This is a genomic window from Pseudomonas sp. LJDD11, assembly GCF_024584215.1.
In the GTDB taxonomy this organism is placed as follows: Bacteria; Pseudomonadota; Gammaproteobacteria; order Pseudomonadales; family Pseudomonadaceae; genus Aquipseudomonas.
The window spans coordinates 1-25,223 of the sequence record NZ_JANJFL010000038.1 but is presented as its reverse complement, the minus strand read 5'-3'; the positions used below and the strand labels follow the sequence as shown (position 1 = coordinate 25,223).

Annotated in this window: 18 protein-coding genes; all 18 read right to left on the bottom strand. The window is 62.7% G+C overall.

Annotated elements, in window-relative coordinates; translation table 11 throughout:
- Positions 1–18: 18 nt before the first annotated feature.
- Positions 19–8,082, bottom strand: a complete 8,064-nt coding sequence (locus NRB16_RS27210; protein ID WP_257107390.1) for a beta-propeller fold lactonase family protein — start codon at positions 8,080–8,082, stop codon at positions 19–21.
- A gap of 44 nt (positions 8,083–8,126) precedes the next feature.
- Positions 8,127–9,686: a hypothetical protein gene (locus tag NRB16_RS27205; RefSeq protein WP_257107389.1), complete on the bottom strand. Its 1,560-nt coding sequence runs from the start codon at positions 9,684–9,686 to the stop codon at positions 8,127–8,129.
- A gap of 121 nt (positions 9,687–9,807) precedes the next feature.
- Positions 9,808–10,359: a hypothetical protein gene (locus NRB16_RS27200; protein WP_257107388.1), complete on the bottom strand. Its 552-nt coding sequence runs from the start codon at positions 10,357–10,359 to the stop codon at positions 9,808–9,810.
- Complete coding sequence (locus NRB16_RS27195) at positions 10,356–10,850, bottom strand: hypothetical protein (RefSeq protein WP_257107387.1); 495 nt, start codon at positions 10,848–10,850, stop codon at positions 10,356–10,358. The genes NRB16_RS27200 and NRB16_RS27195 overlap by 4 nt, the downstream gene beginning before the upstream one ends.
- Complete coding sequence (locus tag NRB16_RS27190) at positions 10,847–11,695, bottom strand: tetratricopeptide repeat protein (RefSeq protein WP_257107386.1); 849 nt, start codon at positions 11,693–11,695, stop codon at positions 10,847–10,849. The genes NRB16_RS27195 and NRB16_RS27190 overlap by 4 nt, the downstream gene beginning before the upstream one ends.
- Positions 11,696–11,713: 18 nt before the next feature.
- Positions 11,714–12,661, bottom strand: a complete 948-nt coding sequence (locus tag NRB16_RS27185; protein WP_257107385.1) for a type II secretion system F family protein — start codon at positions 12,659–12,661, stop codon at positions 11,714–11,716.
- Positions 12,662–12,688: 27 nt separating this feature from the next.
- Positions 12,689–13,669 (bottom strand): type II secretion system F family protein, encoded by a 981-nt coding sequence (locus NRB16_RS27180; RefSeq protein WP_257107384.1) that lies wholly within the window; start codon positions 13,667–13,669, stop codon positions 12,689–12,691.
- A 1-nt stretch (position 13,670) separates the two neighbouring features.
- Positions 13,671–15,020, bottom strand: coding sequence for a CpaF family protein (locus NRB16_RS27175; protein ID WP_257107383.1), 1,350 nt, complete (start codon positions 15,018–15,020; stop codon positions 13,671–13,673).
- Between the two features lie 10 nt (positions 15,021–15,030).
- The gene (locus tag NRB16_RS27170; RefSeq protein WP_257107382.1) at positions 15,031–16,245 is read right to left on the bottom strand and encodes a CpaE family protein; all 1,215 of its coding nucleotides are present in this window, start codon (positions 16,243–16,245) and stop codon (positions 15,031–15,033) included.
- 10 nt (positions 16,246–16,255) lie between these two features.
- Positions 16,256–16,912 carry a CpaD family pilus assembly lipoprotein gene (locus tag NRB16_RS27165; RefSeq protein ID WP_257107381.1) on the bottom strand — a complete coding sequence of 219 codons (657 nt, stop codon included), beginning with the start codon at positions 16,910–16,912 and terminating at the stop codon, positions 16,256–16,258.
- A 16-nt stretch (positions 16,913–16,928) separates the two neighbouring features.
- Entirely contained in the window at positions 16,929–18,239 is a 1,311-nt protein-coding gene (locus tag NRB16_RS27160; protein WP_257107380.1) for a type II and III secretion system protein family protein, read from the bottom strand.
- Between the two features lie 108 nt (positions 18,240–18,347).
- Complete coding sequence (gene cpaB, locus NRB16_RS27155; RefSeq protein ID WP_257107379.1) at positions 18,348–19,277, bottom strand: Flp pilus assembly protein CpaB; 930 nt, start codon at positions 19,275–19,277, stop codon at positions 18,348–18,350.
- Between the two features lie 14 nt (positions 19,278–19,291).
- Positions 19,292–19,843, bottom strand: a complete 552-nt coding sequence (locus NRB16_RS27150) for a prepilin peptidase (RefSeq protein ID WP_257107378.1) — start codon at positions 19,841–19,843, stop codon at positions 19,292–19,294.
- The gene (locus NRB16_RS27145) at positions 19,840–20,034 is read right to left on the bottom strand and encodes a Flp family type IVb pilin (RefSeq protein ID WP_257107377.1); all 195 of its coding nucleotides are present in this window, start codon (positions 20,032–20,034) and stop codon (positions 19,840–19,842) included. Before NRB16_RS27145 ends, NRB16_RS27150 begins: the two co-directional genes overlap by 4 nt.
- Before the next feature lie 114 nt (positions 20,035–20,148).
- Positions 20,149–21,546, bottom strand: a complete 1,398-nt coding sequence (locus NRB16_RS27140; protein ID WP_257107376.1) for a HAMP domain-containing sensor histidine kinase — start codon at positions 21,544–21,546, stop codon at positions 20,149–20,151.
- On the bottom strand, positions 21,533–22,198 hold the full coding sequence (locus NRB16_RS27135; RefSeq protein ID WP_257107375.1) for a response regulator transcription factor: 666 nt from the start codon (positions 22,196–22,198) through the stop codon (positions 21,533–21,535). Before NRB16_RS27135 ends, NRB16_RS27140 begins: the two co-directional genes overlap by 14 nt.
- Before the next feature lie 513 nt (positions 22,199–22,711).
- Positions 22,712–23,872, bottom strand: a complete 1,161-nt coding sequence (locus NRB16_RS27130; RefSeq protein WP_257107374.1) for a mandelate racemase/muconate lactonizing enzyme family protein — start codon at positions 23,870–23,872, stop codon at positions 22,712–22,714.
- Between the two features lie 192 nt (positions 23,873–24,064).
- Entirely contained in the window at positions 24,065–25,081 is a 1,017-nt protein-coding gene (locus tag NRB16_RS27125; protein WP_257107373.1) for a LacI family DNA-binding transcriptional regulator, read from the bottom strand.
- Positions 25,082–25,223: the final 142 nt, after the last annotated feature.

Sequence of the window (25,223 nt, the reverse complement as noted above, 5' to 3'; positions counted from 1 at the left end):
TGCAGTCCTTGAAAAGTGTCAGGCGGTGTGGCGTGCAGGGGCAGGGGTCTGAGCATTCAGGCCACTGAGGCTTTCGAGCAGCGTGCGGGCGTCGTCCAGCAAGGTATTGGACGCTGACTGGCGCAGTTGCTCAGGCACATCCTGTGCGTCTGTTGTCTGGGCTTCGGCGTCGCGAGCGGGTGCCGCAGCGCGCGGGGCTGGCTGGCGGGCATCGTCGATGCGCAGCTCGGTCTGGATGGGCTGGCCATCGATATCGCGGCTGGTGAGGATCAGGCGTACGCTGCCCAACCGTTCCAGTTGCGCGCGGTCGATCTGCAGTTCGCCGCTGTTGGCGTCGAAGCGCACCCAGTTCGGCAACGGCAGGCCGCTGGCCAGGCTGACCGCGCTCGGGACCGTGCCATCGGGCAACTGAGCTGGCAGCGCCAGGGTGACGCTGCGTGAGCCTGCGGCAAACGAGTCGACCTGGGCAACCAGGGCCGAGCCCTGGAACACGAAGGTGCTGCTCGCAGGCTGCGACAGGTTATTGCTCAGCAGCACATCGGCCTGCACCAGTTGCTGGGTCACGGTTTCGCCGCTGCTGTTCAGCGCGCTGCTGGAGGTCCAGCGGGCTTCGCGGGTGGTCAGCGCTGCATTGGCTGGCGCTGCGATTGGCTCTGGCTGTTCGGTGACACTGTCGGTTTCGTTCGTCTCGAAGACCGACTCGGCAAAGCTTGCCGTGCTATCCGCCACTGCTGGCTGGCTGCCTACGAGGCTGACCGTCGGCAGCGGTGTCGGGATAGCGGTCACTGGCGGTTGGGTCAGCGGCGGGGTGACCACTGGTGTCTGTGTGCCGGGGTTGGTGACCAGCGGGGGTTGGGTGACCGGCGTTTCAGCCACTGGCGGTTGAGTCACCGGGGGTTGGGTCGGCGGTTGAGTACCTGGCGTTTCAGTGACTGGCGGTTGGGTCACGGGTGGTTCGGTGACCGGTGGCTGCGGGTTGGGGTTGGTGACCGGTGGCGTGACCGGCGGGGTGTCGCGCACGGTTACGCTGGCGCTGACGGTCAGGTTGCTGGTGTCGCTGCCGCCATTGGCGGTACCGCCGTCGTCCTGCAACACCGTCAGGCTGACGGTGCGATTGCCGAGCGTCGCTTCGGCGCTGCTGTTGCGATAGGTCAGGCTGTCGACCAGCGTCGCTGCTGCGCTGGCGCTGATGCTGGCGCTGAACGTCACGCTGGCCACGCCGGCGTTGAGCGCGACGCTATAGGTGTAACCGCTGCTGGTGGTGCCGCTGCCGCCGTCGACCAAGGCGATATCGCTGCCATCGGCGCGCAGCACCTCGCTTTCGCCGTCACTCACACCGCTGACTGTCAGGGTCAGGGTGTTGATGCTCTGCCCGGCTTCCACGCTGGACACAGCGGTGTCGCTGAACAGGCTGACGGCCTGGCCACCGCGGATAAAGTCACGTATGGCAGCGGTGCTGGTCAGGGTCGGTGCATCGTTGACCGTGGTTACCGTCAGTTGCAGCAGGGTACTGGCGCTGCTTGAGTTGGCGTCGATGAATCGCAGGTTCAGGTTCAGCGTGGCATCTGGATCGCCGCCAGCATTGCTGTAGCTGATGCGGTTGAGCACGGCATTGGCGGTGGCGGTGCTGACATCGGCGGTAAAGGTCAGGGTCAGCGTGCCCTCATTGACCACGAAGCTGGCGATGGCATTGCCCTGCAACGACACCACGCCGTCGGCCAGGCTCAGGCCGTCACCGGCTTGCAGGCTGTAGCGGTCAGCGCTGTTGGCAGTGCCTTGGCGGCTGACGGTGATGCTGGCGTCTTTGTAGTTGCCGGCACCGTTGGCCAGTTCATCGCTGTCGGCGTCGCTCAGGCGCAACGTTTCGGCCAGCAGGATGCTGTTGCCTTTCTCGGTGTAGGTCAGCGGGATCTGACTGGCCAGGCGGTCATTGAGGCTGACAATACCGCCGCTGCCGACCACCACCACGGCGTCACTGCCGGCGGCCCGCACTTGCGCGGCCCCGTTCAACGCTGGCTGATCGGTGGCGGTGATGCCCTGCAGCAGGGTCAAGGCGCCAGCCTCGACCTTGTAGCGGTTGATGCTGCCGTCGCTGGAGGTGACATACAGCGTGTCGGCGTCGGCCGACAACGCCACGCCGGTGACATTGCTCAGGCCGCTCAGCGGGCTGTTGTAACTGAGGCTCGGCGTGCTGGCAGTGGTATCGAGGCTGACTTGGGCCACCCCGGTGCTGCTGGCGATAAAAATCGTGCGGCCGTCGGCGGATACCGCAACCGCCACGGCATCGTCCAGCACCACGGCGGGCTCATTGCCCTGCTGAGCGCCCGGCAGCGACGCGACAGCGTTGAGCTGACCATCGCTGGCGGCCTGATAGACGATCAGGGTGTTGGCCGCGTTGGCGTCGGCCGCAGCGGTGAGCACATAGACATAGCCGTTCGCTGCTTCGACCTGCACCGCACCGGCCAGGCGCGGATCAGCAGAGGCCAGCAGGCTCTGGGCCTGGCTGTACTGGCTGTTGTTGTCGTGGTTATAGACCTGCAGGCCGGTGTCGTTGATCAGGTACAGGGCTGCACCGTCGCGGCTGGCCGCCAGACCAACCACGTTCGAGGTGGTCAGGGTCTGCGTTGCGGCGAGGCTGCCATCGCTGCTGCGGCTGAACACCACCAGGCTGTCGCTGTCGTTGCCCAGTACATACACTCGGCTGCCATCGGCGCTGAGCTGTACTGCCGAGGCAGAGGTAAGACTGGTGTCCAGGGTTTGCAGCAGCCGCAGCTCACCGCTGGTGGCGTTGCGGCTCAGAATCGCCAGCTCGCCGTCACTGTCCAGTACATACAGGTGCTCACCGCCAGGGCTCAGGGCGCTGGCCGTCAGGTTGTCCAGGCCGGTGACCGTGGTCAGGCTGCCTGCCACGCTCAGGTTGCTGAGGTCTGGCCCGCCGCTCAGTTGCGGCGCGGTATTGCGCGCCACGGTCAGGACGGTGGTGCCGGTCAGAGTGGTGGTGTCGACGCCTGTGTTGGCGGTGCCGCCGCTGTCCTGCACGCTCAGGCTGAAGCTGCGCGGCCCGCCGCTTGGGGTTTCGCTGAGGTGAGTGTAACTGGCCCCGGCGATCAGGGTCTGGGCATCGCTGGCAGCGATACCGGCAGAGGCGCTGGTGGCGGTGACCACCACCGTTGCAGTGCTGCCGTTCAGGGTCACGGTGTAGCTGTAGTTGCCGCTGCTGCCCGCACCGTTGACCAGCGCAATACGGGTATCGTTGAGGTTGAGGTTCTCATCAGCACCGTCGCGCAGCCCGGTCACGGTGAAGGTCACCTTGCTGATGGTCTGGCGGCTTTCGACGGTCGACAGTTCTACGTTTTCAAACAGCGTGGCGTTTACCCCGGCACTGCCGTGGCCGGCCGTGCGCGGTGTGGCTTGCAGGGTCGGGGCATCGTTGACCGGAATCACCGTGACGCTGGCGGTGAGGTTCAGGTCGGTCAGATCGGTGGTGTCTTTGCCACCGTTGTCGGTGCCGCCATTATCGCCAACAGCGGTGAGGCTCACTTTGCGTTCGCCAGCGGTCGGGTCTTCGCTGGTGTTGGCGTAGCTCAGGCTTTGCAGCAGGGTCGCGGCAGCGCTGCCAGTAAATCCGTTGTAGCTGGTGATGACGATGGTCGCGGTGCCATCGGCCAGGGTGACTTGATACCAGTAGTCGTCAGTGGAGCCAAAGCCGCCATCAATCAGGGCCGTCGTTTGTCCACCAACAATCAGGGTCTCGTTCTCGCCATCAGTCAGCCCCGTCACGGTCAGCGTCATATTCATGATGACCTGATCGGCTTCGACGGCGGACACGACCACGTCACTGAACAGGCTGACCGGTGTGGCGCCTTCGAGGACGTCAGCCGTTGCGCCGGTTGCGGTCAGGGTCGGTGCATCGTTGATCTGGATAACACTCAGATTCACATTCAGCGACGATGCGATGTACTCATCGTTTACCGACAGCTGCAGCACGATGCGGTTGTCAGGTTCGCTGGTATCAGTATGGGTGTAGGTGATGCCTTGCAGCACCTGGTTGGCCACGGCGGTGCTGACATTGCCGGTGAAGGTCAGGAGCAGTGTGCCGTTGCTGTCATTGAAGGTCGCGATGACGGCATTGTTGAGACGGATCTCTGCGTTCTCCAGCGTCAGGTTGTTGCCAGCGGTGAAGCCAAAGCTGTCATTGGCATTGGCCCCGGCGGCACGTTCCAGGCGGATCACGGCATCCTTGTAGTTGCCGGCTCCGCCGTTCAGCGCATCATATTCCCGGTCGCTCAGGGTCAGGCCATTGGCCAGGGTGATGGTGCTGTCTTCAAGGTAGTCAAGCGAGATGTCGTTGCTGATGCTGACCTGACCAAGGCCGGTGGCATAGACGTAACCGCCCATGTACACCGATGCGCCGTCTGCCGACACCGCCATACGCAAGCCGTTGCCGCCGCTGTTGGTCGTATTGCGAGCCCAGGTGAGCGTGCCGTCGGCGTTGATATCGTAGATACCGAAAGAGCCGAGCAGATGGCTGCCTACGTACAGCGCACTGCCATCGGCTGACAGTTCGACCGACCAAGGCATACCGCCCAGATTTTGGTTGGCGTTAAAGGTCGTCACCAGCCTCATGCTGTTGTTGGTGCGGTCGTAGTTCAGTGCCGTGACGTAGTTGGAGACGCCGGTGACCAGGTAGATCGTTGCGTCCTTGCTGACGGTCAAGTCGCGCATCGCATCGAAAGCACTGCCCGAAGGCAGGGTTGCAACGACACGGCTGGCGTTGCTGGCATCAATGTAATTGAGCGTGGTACCGCTGCGGCTGAGTTTGCCCAGATAGGTCAGGGTACTGTCGGCATTGGTGCGGTACAGGTTTAACTGAGCGCTGCTTTGGACGTAGACCGTTCCGTTGTCATCGACCTCAATATCGGAGGCCGAAGTGGTGTTGACTTCGGTATAGCTGCCCTTCAAGGTCAGCGCGCCATCGGTCGCCACCTGCACGCTGTAGACACGGTTACTGCTGACGGCATACACCGTGTTGCCATCGGCCGAGACAGTGATCTGTTTGATCTGTTCGGTGCCCAGCAGGGTGCCCAGGGTCGTGGCGCTCAAGGTACCGTCGCCGTTGGCTCTCAGTACGTTGATCACGTAGTCGTTGCTTGAGTTCTTGCCCACGGTGTACAGGTAACTGCCATCGTCCGACCAGGCAATCGACGTGCCGCCGGTCAGCCCGTTGATTTCGATACCGTTGCTGGCATTGCCATCGTTACTGGCACCCTGAACAAAGGTCTGCAACAGGGTCAGGTCACCGGTTTGGGGATCACGGGCATAGACATACACACTGCTGTTTGCCGTTGGCGTGAGTGCGGCTCCCGGGTTGGGGTTGCCCATCACGACCAGCGTTTGGTCATTGGGTGCCAGCTCAATGTCGTAGACGGCATAGTCAGCGCCGGTCACGCGGCCATCGCCGGTATAGGTCTGACGGCTGACGTCGAGGTTCAGCCCAGGCGGGCGGTTGTCGGTTTCAGTCTGGTCGATCACTCTGAGCAGCAGGGTGCGGGTTGCGGTCTTGCCGTCGCTATCGGTGACCGTGACCGTGACGCTGTAGTTACCCAGTGCGGTAGTTGTGCCGCTGAGGGTGCGCGTGGCTGGGTCGAAGCTGAGTCCTGCGGGCAACGTGCTGGTCACCGCCCAGGTCAGAGTGTCGCCGTAGCGGCTGTCGGGGTCGATGAACAGTTCGCGATTGAGCACCACGCTATAGGGGGTGTTTTCGGTGGCATGCGCCAGCGTGCCGGGGATGGCCGGATTGGCTTGCGGGTCGCGGTTGGCGATCTGCTCGATCACCAGATCCACCGTAAACGAGTCACTGGCACCAGTGCTATCGGTAGCAGTGAACGTCAGCGCAGTGGTCACAGGAAAGGGACCGATGACCATGGCACTGCCGGAAATCGTCCGGGTGGCGGCATCGAAACTCAGCCCCTCAGGCAGGCCGGTGACGCTCCAGATCAGCGCATCGCCGTCGGCATCCTGAATCAGGGTGGCCGGCAAGACATGGCTGTAAGAGGTTTCGCTGGTTGCCTCGGGAAGTGTGTAGCTGGCGGCTGAGCTGTGAACTTGCGGCCCGGTATTGACGCGCAGGACGACTTCCTGGGTATTGCTGCTCAAGGCCTGGTCGGTGCTGCTCACCGAAAGACGGATCAGCGCACCGGGTGCCGCACTGTTGTTACTGTAAGTGAGCTGCTTGAGCACCTGATTGGCAACGTCTGTGGTGACGGCGGCATTGAAGGTCACGGTCAGGTTGTTGCCGCTGCGGCTCAGGCTGGCGATTTCACTGCCATTGCGGCTGATCACGTTGTTGCTCAAGGTCAGACCATTGCTGCCAACGAGGCTGAAAGTACCGCCAGTGGTGTTCGCACTCACGGTGATCTTCGCCCCGTCGTAGTTGCCCGCACCGCTGGCCAGTGCATCGTAGTTGCTGTCGCGCAGGGTCAGGCCGCTGGCGAAGCTCGATGGCTGCCCGGCACTCAGGGTCTGGACACTGGTGTAGCGGCCCAAGCTGCTGCCCGCGACCAGCAGCGACAGGCCGTCGCGCGACAGTGCAATATCGCTTGCACCACTGCTACTGACTTTGCTGCTGAGCTGGCTCAAGGCACCGTTGCTGGCCACGCTGTAGGTTGTCAGGGTGCCGTCGCGCTGTGAGGTGTACAGCAGCGTGCCGGTACTGTTCAGGGCCAGGTCACTGATACCGCTCAAGGACGTGCTGCTCAGTCGCGTCAGAGCGCTGCCATCAAACCTGTAGACCAGCAGGGCATCATTTTCCGGGTCACCGATGAACACATACTGACCATCGGCAGAGGCCTGTAAAGCGTAAGCCACGGGCTGGAAGCGCCAGCCGCTCATGGTGGTGCTTGTGATCGTTTCAAGCGTGCCGTCACTGTTGCGGGTGTAGACGTACAGCGAGGGCTCACCATCGTTGTAGAGTGCGTAGACGTACCTGTCAGAGGTGGTGACAGTCGCGTGGCGGCTGTTGTCCTCAGGCGCCCGACCTATCACGTTCAGCGCACCGCTGCTGGTGTCGCGGTTGAGGATCAGCAGGCCGTTCGATTGCGTGCCCACATAGACATACGCGCCGTCGCTGGACACAGCCAGATTGCCTGTGGCATTGCCGTTTTGTGTTTCATAGCTTGCAACATAGGTCAGCTGCCCGTCTGAGGCTGCGCGTAACAGGCTGATTTTGTTGTCACCGGAAAGGGTATAGATCGACTTTCCGTCACCGCTGATCGCCATATGGCTAATGCTGCCCAGCGCGCTGGCATCGCTCAGCGTCTGGGTCAATGTCAGGCGCCCAAGGCTGTCGGCAGTGAAAACCGAGATGCTGTTTTCTCCCGCCACATAGGCATATCGGCCATCGCTGGAATAGATCACTTCGCTGGCACCGCTCAGCGTTGCGGCGGTGAACTGCTCGGCTGCGTGTAATGCGGTGTCGTTGGTCAGTTGCGGGGCGACATTAATTGTGCTGGTCACCGCGATGGTCGAGCGGATCCCCAACTCCGTGGTGTCTCCCTCGTCGCTGAGGCTGGTCAGGGTGACCGTGACATTACGGCTCTCGACACTGTTATCCAGCGTTGCATAGCTGATGCTGTCTATCAGCCGGCCGATGTCCGCTGCGCTATTGGCAAAGGAGGCATTGAGCTGAAGTGTGATGGTGGTGGTCAACGCGCTGACTTCAGTGGTGAAGAAGTAAGCGTTATTGGTCGTTTCGCCACTGGCTGCTTCGAGTGTAATGGTGCTGCCATCAATGACTAGCGCCTGATTACTGCCAGTGCTGGTGACATTGATCACCAGGGTGCTCAGCGGCTGTTCACTGTTGTCGGCAGTCACGCTCACGCCGCTGAACAGGTCAACGCTTTGCAAGGTGTCGGTTTGGCTGATCCCGATGGTCGCCTGTACACCTTTGGCGGTTACCCCAGGCTTGGTGTCGGTGGCAGCGATGATCGTTTCGGCGGTAGCCGTTGCGGCGGCATCGAGCAGAATACGGGGTTCCAGGGCCAGGGCCCGGTGGGAGCGGCTTGCAGATCGGCGAGTAGTCATGATGGCCTTGGGTCGGAAAAGAGAGAAAGGTTGGTTCGCCGCTGTCATTCGATGAGGCGGACAAAATTGCTTTGCTGGCGCAAGTCTTCGACGATCTGCTCAAGACGTTGGCGTATGGCGCCCTCGGAGGTTACGAAGTCGGGCCCGTTGATGTAGGTCAGGTCACTGGCTTTTTCGGCGCAGGCTGTGAGCCCGGCCCCCGCAACCTGGCGAAAACGCGAAGCGCTGCCTTGTTCGCCTTCGTCGGCTTCGTCTTTTCCAGTGACGATCAGGTAGAACTTCAAACGCCGGGCCTTGAAGCTATTGCACAGATTGGCAAAGCGCTGGGTGATGATTTGCGGATCGTTGCCGCTACCTTGGTCAACGCCTTGTATGGCTTGGCCCACATAGGTGTTGTAAGCGTCGGAGTCGAACCAGTCGGTTCTGCTGGAGTTGGCCACCAGCACGATCGCTTTAAGGCGCTCGTTACTGCCGTCGTCGAAATCTTTCGGCAGGTCGTCCGGCAGATCCCAACCCGCTGTACCCCGGAACGCCGGAGCGAGGGCCATGGCCGCCCAGCCCATGGCAATGGCGTAGTTAACGTTGAAGCGGATTGACATGGCGTCGAGTCGCTCGCCAATCGCGTTGAGATCGTTGGTCAGCGGCAGCAAGGGCGCCGAGGGGCAGCCTCGGTCGGCCACCATGTAGCGAATGTGGTTGGTTCCAGTGGCCTGGCCGTCCATGGGCAGCGGGCCTATCCACGAGATCGGCGGCGCGCCGGGGCTGCCGTTTTCAGGCAGGTCATGGCGGTAGTAAACCCGGAACTGACCGGCTGGAGCCTGATCCCAGAAGTAGTTTTCACCGCGGTTAAGACCGCGATACATGCACAACAGCCTTGCCACCCGATCAGGGATTCGGCCATCGGCCAGACTGCCGTAGCCGGACCTGAACAACGATGTCAGCTCCACGGGTCTGAGCTCGGCCGGGATGGCCCAGGCTCGGATGCGCCCTTGCTGGCTGGCGTCGTAGACACTGACCGACTGACTGAACGGCACCAGTGCCAGCCAGGTGTTGGTGCTGTCGCCAATCAACTCTTCAGCGAAGTGCTTGCCCAATCGTCTTAATGCCGCCAGGTCGCTGTTTGTTTCGGTATTGGTATTGGGCAACGCCAGCGCCACTTCGGTGGACATCTGACGGGTTTCACTGGTGGAACTGACCGTCAGATCACGATTACCGGTGCCAATCATCAACGGCTGATTGGTCAGCGTCGCACTGACCTGATAGGTCGCATTGCCCTGTTCACTGGTACCTCTGGTCACTCGCACAGCGCTCAGATTGTCAGCCACGGCGCTGTTAAGCCCCAAGTTGGCGCGCACGTATTCGTCCGCCAGGCGCTGCAGGCTGGCTCCGTCGTCCTTGTACTGCGGATGAGTGCGGCCCAGCGCCATGGCCGCAGCGTCGGTGGCGCGCTTGATCTGGCTGGTGTCGGTGTTCAGCGTCACGCTGTCGAGCACGAACCCGCTGGTCAGCAGCAGCCCGCCAAAGATCAGCAGCATCATCGGGAAGACGCTGCCGCGTTGAGTGCGGCGTGTGCAGATTGGGGTGCTGGTGTGGAAGGATTTCATGAAGCCTTGCCCGTGATGACTGGGGTGATTCGAGTGGTGGCGAGAATAAGAATTCTTCTCGACTAACCACAAGAACGGCTTCATTAAAATGGCTTAAGGATTGCCCGGCCGGGCCGGTCTATCACTCGACGTAAGGAATCCCGGCCTGGTTCGACAGTGCTTCGTCGAGCTTGATATTGGCCATCCGCAGACGGCTGATGGCGTCGGCCTGCAGGACTTTGCCACCCAGCCCCAGGCTGCCCATGCCTAACTGGTCGCTGTCCTGGCAGCCACGCACCACCAGCAGCGCGACCCGCCCGTTGTCGGCTTCGGGGTCACGCTCAGGCAATGGGCCCTGGTAGGTGTCACTGCCCAGCGGGCTGTCACACAATCCATCGGCCGCTCCCAGAGCCAGTTGCCAACTGACGGTGCCGTCAAGCAGCACCTTGCCGACATGGAACTGGTAACGGTCACCACGCTCGGCCACCAGGGCATCGAGCAGCGCGTCCACGCCCTCAGCGGTCAACTGGTTCTGGTTGGACAGGGTGCTGCTCAGGCTAGCGGTGCTGCGCTCAAGGTCCGCGCGGGCGCGGCTGAGCAGGTACAGGTCGCTGACCAGCAGGCCGGCGGTGATCACCACCGACAGGGCAATGGCCGCTTCGATCGAAGCGCTGCCACGTTGACTGCGTTTCATCTGTCGGGCTCCGTCTGGAACAGGTTGCCCACCACTTGGCGGTAGGTGTAGGTAAAGCTGTCCGAGAGATTCAGCAGGGCGGGCAGGGCCGTGAGCCAGCCCTGAGTCAGCCCGACTTCGACTGACAGAATCGGGCTGTCATTTGCGTTATCGCCTTCGCCGCGCCGAGTGTCTTCGCCGAACGCCTCCAGGCTGCTGTAGGAGCTGACCTCGACCTGCAGCTCACCGCTGTCGAGATAGCCGTAGGCCGCCGCGATCATGCGTTGTTCGACCAGGGCCGCCACCGCCGTTTCGTCGTCCAGGCGCAGGGTGCGTTCCTGACGCAGGCTTTGCAATGCGGAATCCAGCGCCAGGTTGCCGATCACCACCACCAGCGCCAGACGTGCCAGCTCAAAGAACATCATCAGGCCGGTGAGGATCACCGGCAGCAGAAAGGCGGTTTCGGTGGTGGTGATACCACGCTGCCGATACCGCGCTGCGCGGCGTCTCATTGCAGGGCGTCCAGCGTCAGGGCGTGGCGGCTGGCGGCGAGCAGTTCACGGGCCGGCGGCTGGCCGTCGCGGATCCGCTGGGCGCTGCCTTTGAGCCCGGCCAGCAACGGCTCGATATGCACCCGCGGCAGGTGCTGTTGCAGGGCTTGTCGGGCACCTGGCTCATCCTGTTGCAGTAGATGCGCCAAGGCCAGGTTCAGCACCAGAGTCGGCTGGTTTTTAAGATCGGCGCCTTCGAGCAGGTCGATGGCCGCTTGCGGCTGGTTCTGTGCCAGTTTGCCCAGCGCCAGGTTGTTGAGTGCGGCCTTGTTGCTCGGGTCTGACTGCAATGCCTGATTGAGCAGGCGCTCGGCCTCCTGCTGGTTGCCCTGGGCGCTGTGGGTGACGGCTAGGCCATTGAGGGCTTCGGCATTGGCCGGTTTGGCCTGCAACGCGCAGTTGAAGCTGTCCGTGGCGCCGCTCCACTGGCTGGAGGCCAACTGGCCGCGGCCGATGCCCAGGCACAGGTTGAAGCGCTGCTCAGCGCTGAGCTTGTCGTCGGCCAGCCGCTGGCGGGCGCGGACGTACAGTGGCAGGGCGTCCAGCGGGGTAAGAATCGCAGAACTGACCTGGGCGTATTCCAGCGACTGTTCAGGGCTGAGCTGGCCACGTTGGTCGGCGCGCGCGTAGACCCCGTAGGCGGCGGCCATGCGGCCGTTGTCGCGCAGCAGGCGGGCCAGCCGCAAGGCTTGCTCGGGGTCGGCGCTGCTGGCGCCGGCTTCGCTCTTGGCGGTGGGCAGGCCGGCGCAGCCGGTCAGGGTCACGGCCAGCAGCAACGGGGCCAGCAATCGCAAGGTTCCAGACATCGTGGGCTCCATAAAGGGTCAGTTTCCGGCGAGCATGCGCACCAGGCGAATCATCGCCGGGGCGCCCATCATGGCGATGATCGGTGGCAGGACCAGCAGCATCAGCGGCATGCTCATTTGCGCCGGCAGCTTGCCGGCCAGTTCTTCGAGATTAAGGATCAGGGTCTTGCGGCTTTCATCGGAAATGGTCCGTAGCGCCACCGACAACGGGGTGCCGTAGCGTTCGGCCTGCAGCAGGGTGGAGACCATCTTTTCCATTTCCGGCACGCCGCAGCGGTCGGCCAGATTCTGCAGGGCCTTGGCGCGGTCGCTGAGAATCTGCAACTCGGCAAAGGTGTAGCGCAGTTCATCGGCCAGTTCCGGGGCCGACAGCGACAGCTCTTTGGACACCACTTGCAGCACCCGGCCGATCGGCAGGCCGGCCTCGGCGCAGATCACCATCAGGTCCAGGCCGTCGGGCAGGCTGCGCGACAGCCGGCCACCGCGCTTGGCCGCCCGCCACTTGAGCCAGGCTTCAGGCAGCACGGTGCCGACAAACAGGCCGATCAGGCCGCCGGCCAGCCCGGTCATGCTGCTGCGCTGCTGGGCATCGAGTACCACCAGCAGCATCACCGCCACAAACAGCAGGCCGCAGGCATATTTGGCCGCCATCAGCAGGCCCAGGCCGTCGGCTGCGCGAAATCCTGACATGCTCAACAGGGTGCGCAGTTGCTGGCGGTCGCTTTCGGTCCCGGCCAGGTGCTCGCCGATGCGTGCCAGCGGCGGCAGCAAGCGTTGCAGCGCGGGCGGTAGAACGGTGGATTCATCGCGCAGGATATCGGCTTGCTGCGGGCTTTCTTCCGGGGGCTTGTCGGCCTCGCCCAGACGGGTTTTCAATGGGTTGCGGTTGCCTTGCAGGTACATCAGTAGCAGCAACACCGAGCACAGCATCAAGCCGATGGCGAGGATCACAGTGGCTTCAGGCATGACAAGCTCCGCGGCGCGCAGGGTGGTTCATCGCACCCTCCGGACCATCAGTTGGATAATCGAAAGGCCCAGAATCACGCTGCTCAGCACATAGATCAGCACCTTGTTGCCGGTCGGGTCGCTGAGCAGAAAGCGAAAGTCCGCCGGTGCGTTGAAGTACATGTACAGCATCATGCACGGCACCAGCGCCGCGACGATCTTGGCCGAGGCGCGGGCTTCGGAGGTCTTGGCAAGAATCTTCAGTTGCAGTTCGTGACGCTCGCGCAGAGTGCTGGCCAGCCGGTCCAGGGTCTCGCCCAGACGGCCGCCGGACTCCTGGTTGATGATCAGGATCACCGCAAAAAAACGGTACTCGGCCAGCGGCACGCGCAGCGCCGATTCCTTCATGACCCGGCGCAGCGGCACGCCGAGGCGCAACCAGTGGTCGATGATCAGGAATTCGGTGGCCAAGGGGCCGGTGAGGTGTTCGGCGACCAGGCTGAAGGCGTTACTCACCGGCACACCGGCGCGGCAGGTGCGGTTCAGCGCATCGATGGCTTGCGGCAGGCTCAGTTGCAGGGCCTTGTGGTGTTTGGCCAGACCCTGGCGCAGCAGCAAGACGAACAGCGCCACGCTGGCAGCGATGCCGATCAGTGGCACAAACAGCCCGGGCATCGGCGTATCGCGGCCCATCAATACACCCAGCAGGCCGCCGGCCATCGCCATCACCAGCACACGGGTGCGCAGGTTGTGGTGCCAGCCCAGCAGGCCCAGTTGCATCCACAACCGTGCCAGTGCGTCGCCAAGGATCGGCACGCCGGCCAGCGGGGTGTTCTGCAGTTCGAGCAGCATGTCCTCGATGACACCGGCGTTGGCGGCAGGCGGCGCAGTTTCCAGCTTCAGTTGGGCTAGGCGCTGCTCGGCGGCCTGGGCGCGCTGGCGGCGCTTGCTCAGTCCCAGCAGGCCGTAGACCACACACAGGGTGCAGATGAAGATCATCAGGGTGACCAGGTCGAGCGTGGCTTGCATTTCAGTGCCCGCCGAACAGGTGCGCGTGGTCGGTATAGAAGTGCGGGCGCTGGCCACTGGCAACGAAGTCGCCGACCAACTTGCCGTCGGCCGCCACCGAGCGGACCTGGAAGCCAAACAGCTCCTGGGTCTGGATCACGTCGTTTTCCATGCCGCACACTTCCGTGATCGAAACGATCCGGCGCATGCCGTCACGCTGGCGCTCGACCTGCACGATCATGTGCACCGCACTGGCGATCTGACGGCGGATGGCTTCCAGCGGCAGTTGCATGCCGGCCATCATCACCATGTTTTCCAGACGCATGATGGCGTCACGCGGGGTGTTGGCGTGCACCGTACTGAGTGAGCCGTCATGGCCGGTGTTCATGGCCTGGAGCATGTCGAAACACTCACCGCCACGCACCTCACCGAGGATGATACGGTCCGGGCGCATCCGCAGGGCGTTACGCACCAGGTCGCGCTGGTCGACCTTGCCGCTGCCTTCGGCGCTCACCGGGCGGGTTTCCAGACGCACCACGTGGGTTTGCTGCAATTGCAGTTCGGCGGCGTCTTCAATGGTTACCACCCGGTCAGCGTTGTCGATCTTTTGCGACAAGGCATTGAGCAAGGTGGTCTTGCCCGCACCGGTACCGCCGGAAACGATGATATTCAGCCGCGCGATCATCGCCCGCTCCAGCACCTGAACCATGTCCATCGACATCGCCTGGCGGGTGGCCAGGGCTTCGAGGGGCATGTTGCGGCGCATGAACTTACGAATCGAGATGGTCGTGCCATCGAGTGCCAGCGGGTAGGTGATGATGTTCACCCGGCTGCCGTCCGCCAGGCGTGCATCGACCATCGGGTGCGCTTCGTCGATGCGTCGGCCCACACCGGCAGCGATACGCTGGGCGGTGTTGAACACGTGTTCTTCATCGAGGAAGGTGATCGGTGTCAGTTCCAGTTTGCCGAAGCGTTCGACAAACACCTGGCCGGCACCGTTGACCAGAATATCGTTGACGCTGTCATCGCTGAGCAGCGGCTGGATCGGGCCGATGCCGAGCATCTCGTCGAGCACTTCGGTGGCGGTCTGCTCTTCTTCGCTGCGCGACAGTTGCAGGCGTTTCTCGTCGCAGATGCGCCGCACCTGGGTCTCGATCTGCGCCAGCAGCTTGTCACGGCTCATCGCTGCGGCTTTGAGCGGGTCGATCTGGTCATACAAAAAGGTGCGCAACAGGCGGCGGTTGGCCATGCTCGGCGTGTCGCCCTTGATGGCCTGTTGGGCGCGGGTGCCAGCGGTTTTCTGGATCTCGTCGTTCTGCGCTGGTTGTTCCTGGCGGATGACCTGCGCCGCTGCGGCTTTTCTGATCAGCATGGTGAGATCCTCAGGCGGCGCGGCGGCCGATCGCCAGTTTCAGGCGGTCGAGCAGGCCGGTGGGCTGGACGCTTTCAGGGTGACGGCCGCAGGCCAGGTCAGCGAGGTTGAGCAGTGTCTGGCGCAAGGCCGGCAGGCGCTCCAGCGACAACGGGCCGGTCAGCAGGCTTTCACTCAGGGCGTTGCCGGCGTGTGGCAGGTGCAGGTCCAGACGGCGGCCGATGAAGTCTTCGAACTGCGCGCCGCTGATGCTGGTCTGCGTGCCGTGCACCGGGTTTGCCACCAGCAACAATTGCTGGCCGTCGCTTTCATCGCCGATCAGACCGAGCAGGCGCTGGGTGTTACGTGCACCCTGAACGCTGAGGTCGGTAAGCACGATACGGGTCTCGCTGTGGCGCAGAATTTCCATGGCCTCGGGGCAATGGGTGGCCGGCAGGTCCCAGATCACCTGGTTGAACATCTGGCACAGATTGGCACCCAGGCTCAGCAGATGGTGGGTGTCGACCGGCTTGACGGCGGCGGTACTGGACTGACCCATCAGGTGCAGGCGCGAATTGACGCTGAGTAAGGCGCGTTGCAACAAGCGGGTATCAATGCTCGGGCTGTCGAGTACGCTGTCGAGTCCGGCACTGCCTTGGGCACCGAGCAGCAGGCTCTGGTCGCTTTTATGGCGGTCGTAATCGACCACCGCGACCGGCATGTGGCGCACGTTGGACAGCAACTGGGCGATGCCGGCCACCACACTGCTGGCGCCCAGGCCACCGGCGCAGCCGGTCACGGCGATGGTCCGGCCGGTGCGGGCAAAGCTGTCTTTGTGTTCGCTGCGGCTGCGTTCCAGGGTGCTGGCCAGCAGATCCAGGCGTACTGGCTTGAGCAGGTAGTCGAGCACGCCGCTGTGCAGCAGCGCGCGGTACAGGTCGACATCCGAGTCGCTGCCCATGGCAACGATGTTGCAGCCCGGCTCGCACTGCGCGGCCAACTCAGCGAGTGTTTGCAGTGGCGCTTTTTCACCCTCCAGGTCGACCAGCAGCACCGGTGCGTTCTGCGCGGCGCACCAGTTGATTGCCGCCTGGCAACCACCGGCCTGGACGTGGACGCTGCGTTCGCCCAGACGCTCAAGCAACGTGCCCAGTTCGCTGGCCTGGGCCGGGGAGCCTGCAAACACGGCAATACCGACGTTCGAGACAGAGGGTTGCGCAACAAGTTTTGGCTGAGGGCTGCTCATGCGGGACTCCTTAGTCGTCGTTGTCGAAGTTGATATCGATGAGTTCTGGCAGGTCGTTTTCGTGGTAGCGCTGTACCGCGTTGCTGGCGTGGGTGCCGTCGGCGGCGGCCAGTGCTTGCGGGGAAATCAGGTCGCGAGGGTTGGAGACCATCGCGGCGATGTTGGCCTGGTTGGCGCAGCCCAGGCCGCCCAGCGCGGCGTACGGCTGGACACTCCAGACCTGTGGCTGGGAAATGCCGCATTTGGGCACCTGAACCACCAGCGCTTCGGAAACCACGGTCAGGTCGGTGTTGCCATTGGTTTGCAGGCGCAGCGCTTCAAGGCGCAGTTGTTCAGCGGGCAGGCCGCGGGCACGCAGGGCCTGACCCAGGCGTGCGGCGATCCGCTCACCGGCCGGGCTTTGCGGAATCAACGTCAGGGTCTGATTGTTCAGCCGGCCCTGGCTCATCAGCAACTGGTTGAGGCTGTCGATCGACGCCGGGGTAAAGCTCTGGCCGTTGGCGGTGGTCTGCAGTTCCAGGCTGAGTGCCGAAGGCTGGACTTCGATGGCCTGCAAGGGCGGGTTGGCGAAGCGCTTGGCGCGGATATTGTTGACCTGATGGTTACAGCCAACAAGCACCAATGGCAGGCCGATCACCAGCAGCATCGTGGAAAGACGTAGAGGCATGAAAGGTTCTCCTGGCTCAGTAGAGGTAGCCGGCGCTGGCACGGGCCGGCATCTGCGCATCGATCATCGGCAGGCCGCGTCCGGGCACCTGCAATTGGCTTTCATTGACCGGGTCGACCACATAGGCGGTGGCCAGAATCACCAGCTCGGTGTCTTCCTGGCTGCTGGTTTCGGACTCGAACAGGCGGCCCACCCCCGGAATCTTGCGGATTCCCGGAATGCCATCGGACTGCTGGCTGGCGTTGCTGCGCAGCATGCCGGCCAGGGCGAAGCTCTGGCCGCTGGCCAGTTCGACGGTGGTCTCGGCGCGGCGGACTTTCAGCGCCGGGATCAGCGAGCCGCCTTCCAGGGTCACTGAACCTTCGTCGGCCAGGTCGCTGACTTCCGGGGCGATCCGCAGGCTGATGCGGTTGGGCGACAGCAGGGTCGGGGTCATGCGCAGGATGACGCCGTAGGCTTTGTAGTCGATGTTTACGCTGTTGTTGGTAATGATCACCACCGGTACTTCGCCGCCGGCGGCAAAGCCTGCGGTCTCGCCGGACATGGCGGTCAGGTTGGGCTCGGCCAGCAGGGTCGCCATGCCTTCCTCGCTCATGGCATTGAGCACGCCGGTCAGGTTGCCGTCCGTGAAGCGCACGCTATTGCTGGCGGCTGCGGCAGCACCGAGGTCCAGAGTGAACTTGCCGCTGTTGATCACCGCATCCCAGTTCAGGCCCAGTTGATGGTTGAGGCTGCGCGACACTTCGACCACCCGCACGCGGATATTGACCTGCGCCGACAGTTCGACCTGCAACTGGTTGATGATGCGCGGCACTCCCGGCGTGGGCGGCGAGCCTTGCGATGTCACGGAGTTGTCAGCGGCGCCGAGGGCCGCGTTGACGCTGGCCATGACCTGACGCGCTTCAATCGGCGTACGTACCTTGCCACGCACGATCAGACCATTGCCGGCAGCGCTGGCGAACTCGATATTGGCACCGGGAATCTCGTCATTGAGCTGGCGGCGCAGCTTCTCCAGGTCATAACCGGTGTTCAGACGAATCGCCGCGATGATCCTGTCGTTGCCATCCATTGCATACAGGCTGGTGGAGCCAGCCGCTTCGGCAAATACGAACACGCTATCGGGTGACGGCACCTGGAAGCTGGCGACTTTCGGGTCGGCCACCATGATCTTGGCGGCGGCAGCCGGCAGTTTGAGCAACCGGCCCTGTTTGACGAACAGGCTGACTTCCTGGGTCGTGGCCACTTCATTGAACGGCACTGCCGATGCCGGCGGCTGGGCCAGGGCAACACAAGGCAGGCCGGCCAGCAGGGCGAAGGCGGCAGTCAAGAGGCAACGGGGCCGCCGCGCCGCGGAGCGAGTAACGATGAGCGTCATTGGGGTGATTCCGTTAGAGGCTGTGCTGCCCGGTGCCTGTGGCACCGGTGCGTTGTTCGGTTATTGGGCCGGGCCGCCAATGACTTCCTTGGCGTTACCCCGGAACGCCAACACCTTTGGCGTTTCCTGGGGCGCAGAGGCTGGGGGCGTGGTGTTGGCATACACGTCAGTGGTGCCGCGCAGCGTGGTGACGCTCGATGCGTGTATCGGCTCAGGTTCGCTCTGCGTTGAGGCGCGCAATGGGCGCAAGGCCAGCTGCAGCGTGCCGATTTCCTTGGCCACGGCGAGTTTCTCGGCCTGCCGCGAGTCGACCTCAAGCGTCACGGTTTCGAAAGAGGTATTGGCTTTGGCTGGCGGGGTGCTTTTGCCGGGCTCGGCCTTGGCTTCAGCGTCACGAATCTGCGGGTCGCTGCCGGTCACGTTGTTCAGGGCCAGGACCCTGACGTCGTGCAGAATGGTTTGCGCCGCGAGGAACGGCGGGGTCACCTCGGCGCTGACCGAAGCCTGCTCGGTGCGCTCCAGGCCGAGAATCACATCGACACGGTCGCCTGGTGACACCAGGCCATAGTTGCTTTCTACCCGGCTGGTCGGAATCGAAACCGCGCGCATGTCCGCGGCCAATACAGCGGCCAAAAAGCCTGGCTCGCCGCGACGGATGATCCGGTGGGTACGAATGGCTTCGCCGGCCTTGATCGATTCGCGCACGGTGGCGCCGTAGAGCGTGTCCATCGTGTCCCGGTTGCGGATGTAGTACAGCGAGCGGCTGGGCTTGTCCTTGGCCGGTTTCCAGACCAGATGCGAGCTGTCGATGAAGTCTCCCGGCTCGATGTCATGCGAGGCCACCAGCACCTCTTCCAGAGGTTGTTCGACGACGGCCGCAGGCGGCGGTGGTGGCGCCTTGGGCGGGGCCAGCAGGCTGCGCGCGAGCAGGGCCACGCCAGTGGCCAGGAACACAGCAGTGACCAGCAGGAGCAGGGAGTTCTTTTTCATCGAAGGTTCATGACTTAGGAGTAGATAGGAATGAACAGCGTGAACAAGGCACCTATGGCAATTGCAGGCGCATAAGGAATACCCGGCACGGGCGCATCGCCCAGACACTGCGGCATCTCATGCTGGCCTGGCAGGGCACGTGAGACACGCCACCAGGCCAGGGCCAGCATCCGTTCAAACAGCCCGATAAAGGGCAGCAGCAAAGCCAGCAGACCACCGGCCAGCGAGGTGACGATGATGAAGGCCAGTTGATCGACGGCGCTCATCCACAGGCACATCACGGCCATCAACTTCACATCGCCTGCGCCGACCCGGCCGAGGCGAAACAGCGCAAATCCCACTACCAGCACGGCCACGGCACCGGGCATCGCCCACAGCGCACCGATCAGCATCTGTGTCGGCTGCTCGGCAGCCAGCGCAGCGCCGATCACCGCTCCCGGCCACAGCGCCAGCAAACCCAGTACCACGCGGTTTTGAATGCGCCGGTACAAAAGGTCGGTCAGGCTGGCCCAGATCAGGGCCGGTGGCAGCACCAGGCAGGCCAGTGCCGGTAGTGAGTTGATCATTTGCTGTTGTTGTTGGTGGTGCTGATCTGGTCGGCGATGGCGGTGAAGCGCTCGCGCAGGGCAGTAATGAACTCGCCGTCGCTGCCGAAGATCAAGCCAATGGCGGCCGCCATGGAGGCGGCGAGGATGCCGTACTCGATCGCCGTTACGCCGCTTTCGTCTTTGAGAAACGCCTTGATGGATTCACGCATCGAAATAATCCTTTGCAATAGCGGCCACAGACCGCGGGAGAGGGGCAGGGTTGGATGCGGCGGAGAATAAGATTTGTTCTCGTTTAGTGGCAACGCTGCGATCATTAAGAGTGCTTAAGGAAGCGTGTCGCGCTGGCCGCGCTCGATCAGTAGCGCAATGCGCAGGCCCGGATCGTTGTCCTGCAGGCTCAGATCGGCGCTGTGCAACTCGGCAATCGCCTTGACCAGGGTCAGGCCCAGCCCGTGGCCTTCGATCATGTTGGCGGTGTCCAGACGCTGGAAGCGGTCAGTGGCCTGGCTGCGTTTCTCTGCTGCGATCCCCGGACCATGGTCGGCCACGCCGATCTCGACCCGCTGCCGGTAGCGACGTGCATACAACTGCACGGTGGCGCCAGGCGGCGAGTACTTCAGGGCGTTGTCAGTCATGTTGGCCAGGGCCTGGAACAGAAGGTCGCGGTCACCCTTGACCAGGCAGTTGCCTTCGACCTGGACCAACAGTGGTGAGCCGCGCTGTTCGGCCAGCGGCAGGTAATACTCGTGCAGGTCTTCGAGCAGCTCACGGGCCGCGAATTGCCCGAAGGTGTGCGCGCAACGTCCGCTTTCCACTTCGCCAATGCGCATTACAGCGCGGAACAGGCTGTGCAACCGTTCGCTCTCGGCCACGGCGCCGAGCAGTTCGTCGTGAATCTCGCCTTCAGTTTTTTCTGCGGCGCTGACCAGACGATTTTGCAGGCGGGTCAGGGGTGTGCGCAGTTCATGAGCGATATGGCTGGTGACGTTGCGCACTTCAGTCATCAGGTTGTTGATGCGCGTCAGGCTGGAGTTGATCTCCACGCCCAGGCGGTCGATTTCGTCACCGTAAGGGTCCTGGGGCGGTGCCGCACGGTGGTCGCCGGAGGCAAAGCGCTGCAAGGCATCGCGGATCATGTCGATCCGCGCCAGACTGTGCAGGCTGTAACGCAGGCTGACCGCCAGACTGCCGAGCAGGATGGTGAACAGCGCGGCGCCGCCGAGCAACGGAATGATCTGGGTGCGTTCAAGCATCGGCCGCAGGTCATAGGCGGCAAAGAACTTCGAGCCGTCATTGAGATGGGTCAGCAGGCCGAGCAGTTCCTGCGGGCGTCCGTCGCCGCGGTTGACCGTCAGGCGTCGCCATTGGCCTTTGCAGGTCTGCGGCGGCGGGCAATCGAGCAACGCAATCAGGTGGCTGGCGCCATACAGTGCCTTGCCGGCGGCATCGACCACCACCGAATGGTATTCCGGGCGTCTCTCGTAGGTATCCTGAGCACGCAGGGTCTGCACGATGAAGGCGGCGTCCCCCTGGCTACGCGCCTTGAGCGAGCGCGCTTCGTTGAGCAGCATGTCACTGACATGGCTGTGCATCACGTTATCGAGCAGGCAAACGCTACCGAATACTGACAAGAGGGAGATGAGCAGGCAGATGAATGCGCTGGTTGCCGCTTGTTGCAGATTACTGGATTCGAGAGTGGCCCGAGCGTTAGCCCAGGACATAACCGCTGCTCCGTATCGTTCGTAACAGGCTGTGGGAGTAACCCTTGTCGATCTTGGTGCGCAGCTTGGACATATGCACATCGATCAGGTTGGTCTGCGGATCGAAGTGATAGCCCCAGACCCGCTCCAGCACCATACTGCGAGTGACGGTCTGCCCGGTGTGTTCGGCCAGCAGATGCAGCAGTCGGAACTCTTTGTCGGTCAACTCGATGGCCTGCCCGGCCCGCTGGGCTTTGCGCAGGGTGATATCGATATGCAGATCCTGGATGGTGATACTTTCGTTGCCGGCCGTCTGGGCACGGCGCCGGGCGAGGATCTCCAGGCGCAGCAGCAGTTCGGTGAAGTCGAAAGGCTTGCCCAGATAGTCTTCGGCACCGGCCCGCAGGCCATCGACCCGGTCACTGGTCTGGTCGTTGGCCGACAGAATCAGGACCGGCGGGCGAGGCGAGCCTTGTAGGCGATTGAGCACTTCGATGCCGTCCATGCGCGGCAGAATCCGGTCGAGCACGACCACATCGAATGCTTCTTGCCTGATCATCTGCAAAGCATCTTCACCATCGTCCACCAGGCGGCAGTTATGCCCGCATGCATGCAGTTTGCTGCTCAACCAGTGGCTGACTGAAGCATCGTCTTCGACTACCAGAATACGCATGGCGACTTCCCCTTATTCGCGCAGCGTGACTTGTTCAAGCTTAAGCGAATGATAAGCGTTCTCAATTTTCGGCATTGTGCATTAGCCGATAGACTGGCGTCTAACACTTTTTTACTGAATTGAATCAAAACCGTTACAAACAGTCCTGACCCCCGGGTGGCCGGGGGATGCCGGTTGAACCGGGAAAGCCATAAAGAAGGCTGAGCGGGGAGGTTACTTGGTTGGTTAAACGACGCAGCGTTCTAAGCGCGGCGCTTGTGGGGCTGACTATAGCGAGCCGCGCAGCGGCTTATTCATTAAGTTTCATTAAGAGATTGCGTTTAACCGTTTCGCTCTGCGCCTGTTAGTTGCGCTTAGTGTTGCGCGCCCGATGACCGTTTTTTTCCTACCGCACTGTGATTGGTCGTGGTTAATTCGCAGGCGCGGCCGGGCGGCGCTCCGGTTGCCAGCAAAGACAGCGGCACATTCGCAATCGATGCTGCGAGTGTGCCAGCCCCTTTGCTTCTGCAAGCATTACGGCCGTTGGCCGATTTCCACGCTTTGCGCCGTCCAGCCGGCAACTCGTTCACTCAACGACAGGCCCAGGCCGGGGCGGGTGGGCACCAGCATGCGTCCGTCGCGGGTTTCCAGACGTTCGTTGAACAGCGGTTCAAGCCATTCGAAGTGCTCGACCCACGGTTCGGTCGGGTAAGTGGCTGCCAGGTGCACATGCAGCTCCATGGCAAAGTGCGGGGCCAGCATCACCCCGGCCTGTTCGGCCATGGCCGCGACCTTGAGGAACGGTGTGATACCGCCGACCCGCGGCGCGTCAGGCATCAGATAGTCAGCGCCGCGCAGTTTGATGAATTCGGCGTGCTCGGCCACGCTGGTGAGCATTTCACCGGTCGCGATCGGCGTATCGAACTGCTGGGCAAGGGCGGCGTGGCCTTCGGCGTCGTAGCAATCGAGCGGCTCCTCGATCCACACCAGGTTGTAGGCCTCGAACTGCCTGCACATACGCTGGGCGGTCGGGCGGTCCCACTGCTGGTTGGCGTCGACCATCAACGGGAAGTTATCCCCAAGGTGTTTGCGCACTGTGCTGACCCGCTGGATATCCACCGCGCAATCAGGCTGGCCGACCTTGAGCTTGATGCCGCCGATGCCCTTTTCCCGCGACAACTCAGTGTTTTTCAGCAGTTGCTCCAGCGGCGTGTGCAAAAAGCCGCCTGAGGTGTTGTAGCAGCGCACCGAGTCACGCTGGGCGCCGAGCAAGCGGGCCAGCGACAGGTTGGCGCGCTTGGCTTTGAGGTCCCACAACGCGACATCGAAGGCGCCGATGGCTTGGGTCGACAGGCCGCTGCGGCCTACCGAAGCACCGGCCCAGCAGAGTTTTGTCCACAACTTGGCGATATCGCTGGGGTTCTCGCCGATCAGCGCCGGGGCGATTTCCTGGGCGTGGGCAAACTGGCCTGGGCCGCCGGCACGCTTGGAATAGCTGAACCCCAGGCCGCTGTGGCCATCTTTGGTCTGGATCTCGACAAACAGCATGGCGATTTCAGTCATCGGCTTCTGCCGACCGGTGAGTACCTTGGCATCGCTGATCGGGTTGGCCAGCGGCAGGAAGACCGACGACACCTTGATCCAGGCAATCTGGTCGTGGTCGGCGGATGGGCGGTCTGGTTGTTGTACGGTCATGTCGCTCTCCTTGAGGGTGTAGACTTTCATGATCTGCGCGCAAGGGTGGAGCTTTCTCGGGACTCATGATTGCGCAATCATCTTTACTTCAAAAAAACAGGCTTGCGGTTTTGCCAGTACCTGAATAATCGGATCATACGATGATTGCGCAATCATTCAAGTGCTGATTGGTCGCTTGATTGCTTCGGGGACTTAAGTTGTTTGACGATCGATCAAGCTGAAACCAGTATCAATACGCACCGGTTCGCCGATGTTGTCAGCACAATTGAAACGGTCCAGCAAAGCCTGGGCAACTTTTTGGCCGATCAGATGACCGTCCACGCTCACCGTGGACAGTGCCGGGTGCACCTGTGCGGCACTGCTCAGGTCACCAAACCCCATCACTGCCAGATCCTCCGGCACCCGCAGGCCACGGCTGGCGGCTTCGGCCAGCACGCCCTGGGCGATGGTGTCGGAGCTGCAGACGATGATTTGCGGCAGCGGCGCCTGATCCAGCAACTGTTGCAGCCCGTCACGACCGGTTTTCAGGGTCGCCGGCGGGGTCATGACTTGCAGCGGGACGTCACTGATGCCATGCCGGGCCAGTTCGTCCATCACACTGTGGCTACGTCGCAAACCGCGTGGGTCGCCGAGGCTGAGGATCGAAAAGCGCTGGTAGCCTTTGTCCAGCAGATGGCGGGCAATTGCCTGGCCAACCTGTTCGTGGGAGAACCCCACCAGCATGTCCAGCGGATCGTCGGCCAGGTCCCAGGCTTCCACCACCGGGATGCCCGACTGAGCCAGGCGCAGGCGGCTGGCCTCGGTGTGCAAAGTGCCGGTCAGGACGATGCCGTCAGGTCGTCGGCCGAGGATCGCTTCGAGCAGTTTCTCTTCCTGTTCGGCGCTGTAGCCGGTCAACCCCAGCAACGTCTGATAACCCGCCTGGGTCAGCCGGTCCATCAGGGCCTGCACGGTGTCGGCAAAGATCGAGTTGGCCATGGTCGGCAGAAAGATGGCGACCAAGCGGCTTTTGTTGCTGGCCAGGCTGCCGGCCAGCATGTTCGGTACGTAGCCGGTCTGGCGCACCGCTGCCATGACCTTCTGCCGGGTCTGCTCGCTGACCACCTCCGGACGGCTCAAGGCCCGCGACACGGTGATCGGCGATACGCCGGCCACCTTGGCGACGTCGATCAGGGTCAGGTTGGTGGAGGGGGCAGCGTTCTTCGGCATGGACGGTCCTGGCTGTGTCGCGGGGCGCTAATGTATCACCCTATGCGCGAGAAGCCTCGGGGTTTAGCCCCAGGTCGAGAGCGCGGACGCCGCAGGCGTCCTGGTTGGGAGTCTGCTGTTCTTCGATGTATTGGCGCAGGAT

Coding starts and splice junctions, on each gene's coding strand:
- NRB16_RS27210 (WP_257107390.1), bottom strand. CDS start 8,082: ATGACTACTCGCCGATCTGCAAGCCGCTCCCACCGGGCCCTGGCCCTG.
- NRB16_RS27205 (WP_257107389.1), bottom strand. CDS start 9,686: ATGAAATCCTTCCACACCAGCACCCCAATCTGCACACGCCGCACTCAA.
- NRB16_RS27200 (WP_257107388.1), bottom strand. CDS start 10,359: ATGAAACGCAGTCAACGTGGCAGCGCTTCGATCGAAGCGGCCATTGCC.
- NRB16_RS27195 (WP_257107387.1), bottom strand. CDS start 10,850: ATGAGACGCCGCGCAGCGCGGTATCGGCAGCGTGGTATCACCACCACC.
- NRB16_RS27190 (WP_257107386.1), bottom strand. CDS start 11,695: ATGTCTGGAACCTTGCGATTGCTGGCCCCGTTGCTGCTGGCCGTGACC.
- NRB16_RS27185 (WP_257107385.1), bottom strand. CDS start 12,661: ATGCCTGAAGCCACTGTGATCCTCGCCATCGGCTTGATGCTGTGCTCG.
- NRB16_RS27180 (WP_257107384.1), bottom strand. CDS start 13,669: ATGCAAGCCACGCTCGACCTGGTCACCCTGATGATCTTCATCTGCACC.
- NRB16_RS27175 (WP_257107383.1), bottom strand. CDS start 15,020: ATGCTGATCAGAAAAGCCGCAGCGGCGCAGGTCATCCGCCAGGAACAA.
- NRB16_RS27170 (WP_257107382.1), bottom strand. CDS start 16,245: ATGAGCAGCCCTCAGCCAAAACTTGTTGCGCAACCCTCTGTCTCGAAC.
- NRB16_RS27165 (WP_257107381.1), bottom strand. CDS start 16,912: ATGCCTCTACGTCTTTCCACGATGCTGCTGGTGATCGGCCTGCCATTG.
- cpaB (WP_257107379.1), bottom strand. CDS start 19,277: ATGAAAAAGAACTCCCTGCTCCTGCTGGTCACTGCTGTGTTCCTGGCC.
- NRB16_RS27150 (WP_257107378.1), bottom strand. CDS start 19,843: ATGATCAACTCACTACCGGCACTGGCCTGCCTGGTGCTGCCACCGGCC.
- NRB16_RS27145 (WP_257107377.1), bottom strand. CDS start 20,034: ATGCGTGAATCCATCAAGGCGTTTCTCAAAGACGAAAGCGGCGTAACG.
- NRB16_RS27140 (WP_257107376.1), bottom strand. CDS start 21,546: ATGTCCTGGGCTAACGCTCGGGCCACTCTCGAATCCAGTAATCTGCAA.
- NRB16_RS27135 (WP_257107375.1), bottom strand. CDS start 22,198: ATGCGTATTCTGGTAGTCGAAGACGATGCTTCAGTCAGCCACTGGTTG.
- NRB16_RS27130 (WP_257107374.1), bottom strand. CDS start 23,872: ATGACCGTACAACAACCAGACCGCCCATCCGCCGACCACGACCAGATT.
- NRB16_RS27125 (WP_257107373.1), bottom strand. CDS start 25,081: ATGCCGAAGAACGCTGCCCCCTCCACCAACCTGACCCTGATCGACGTC.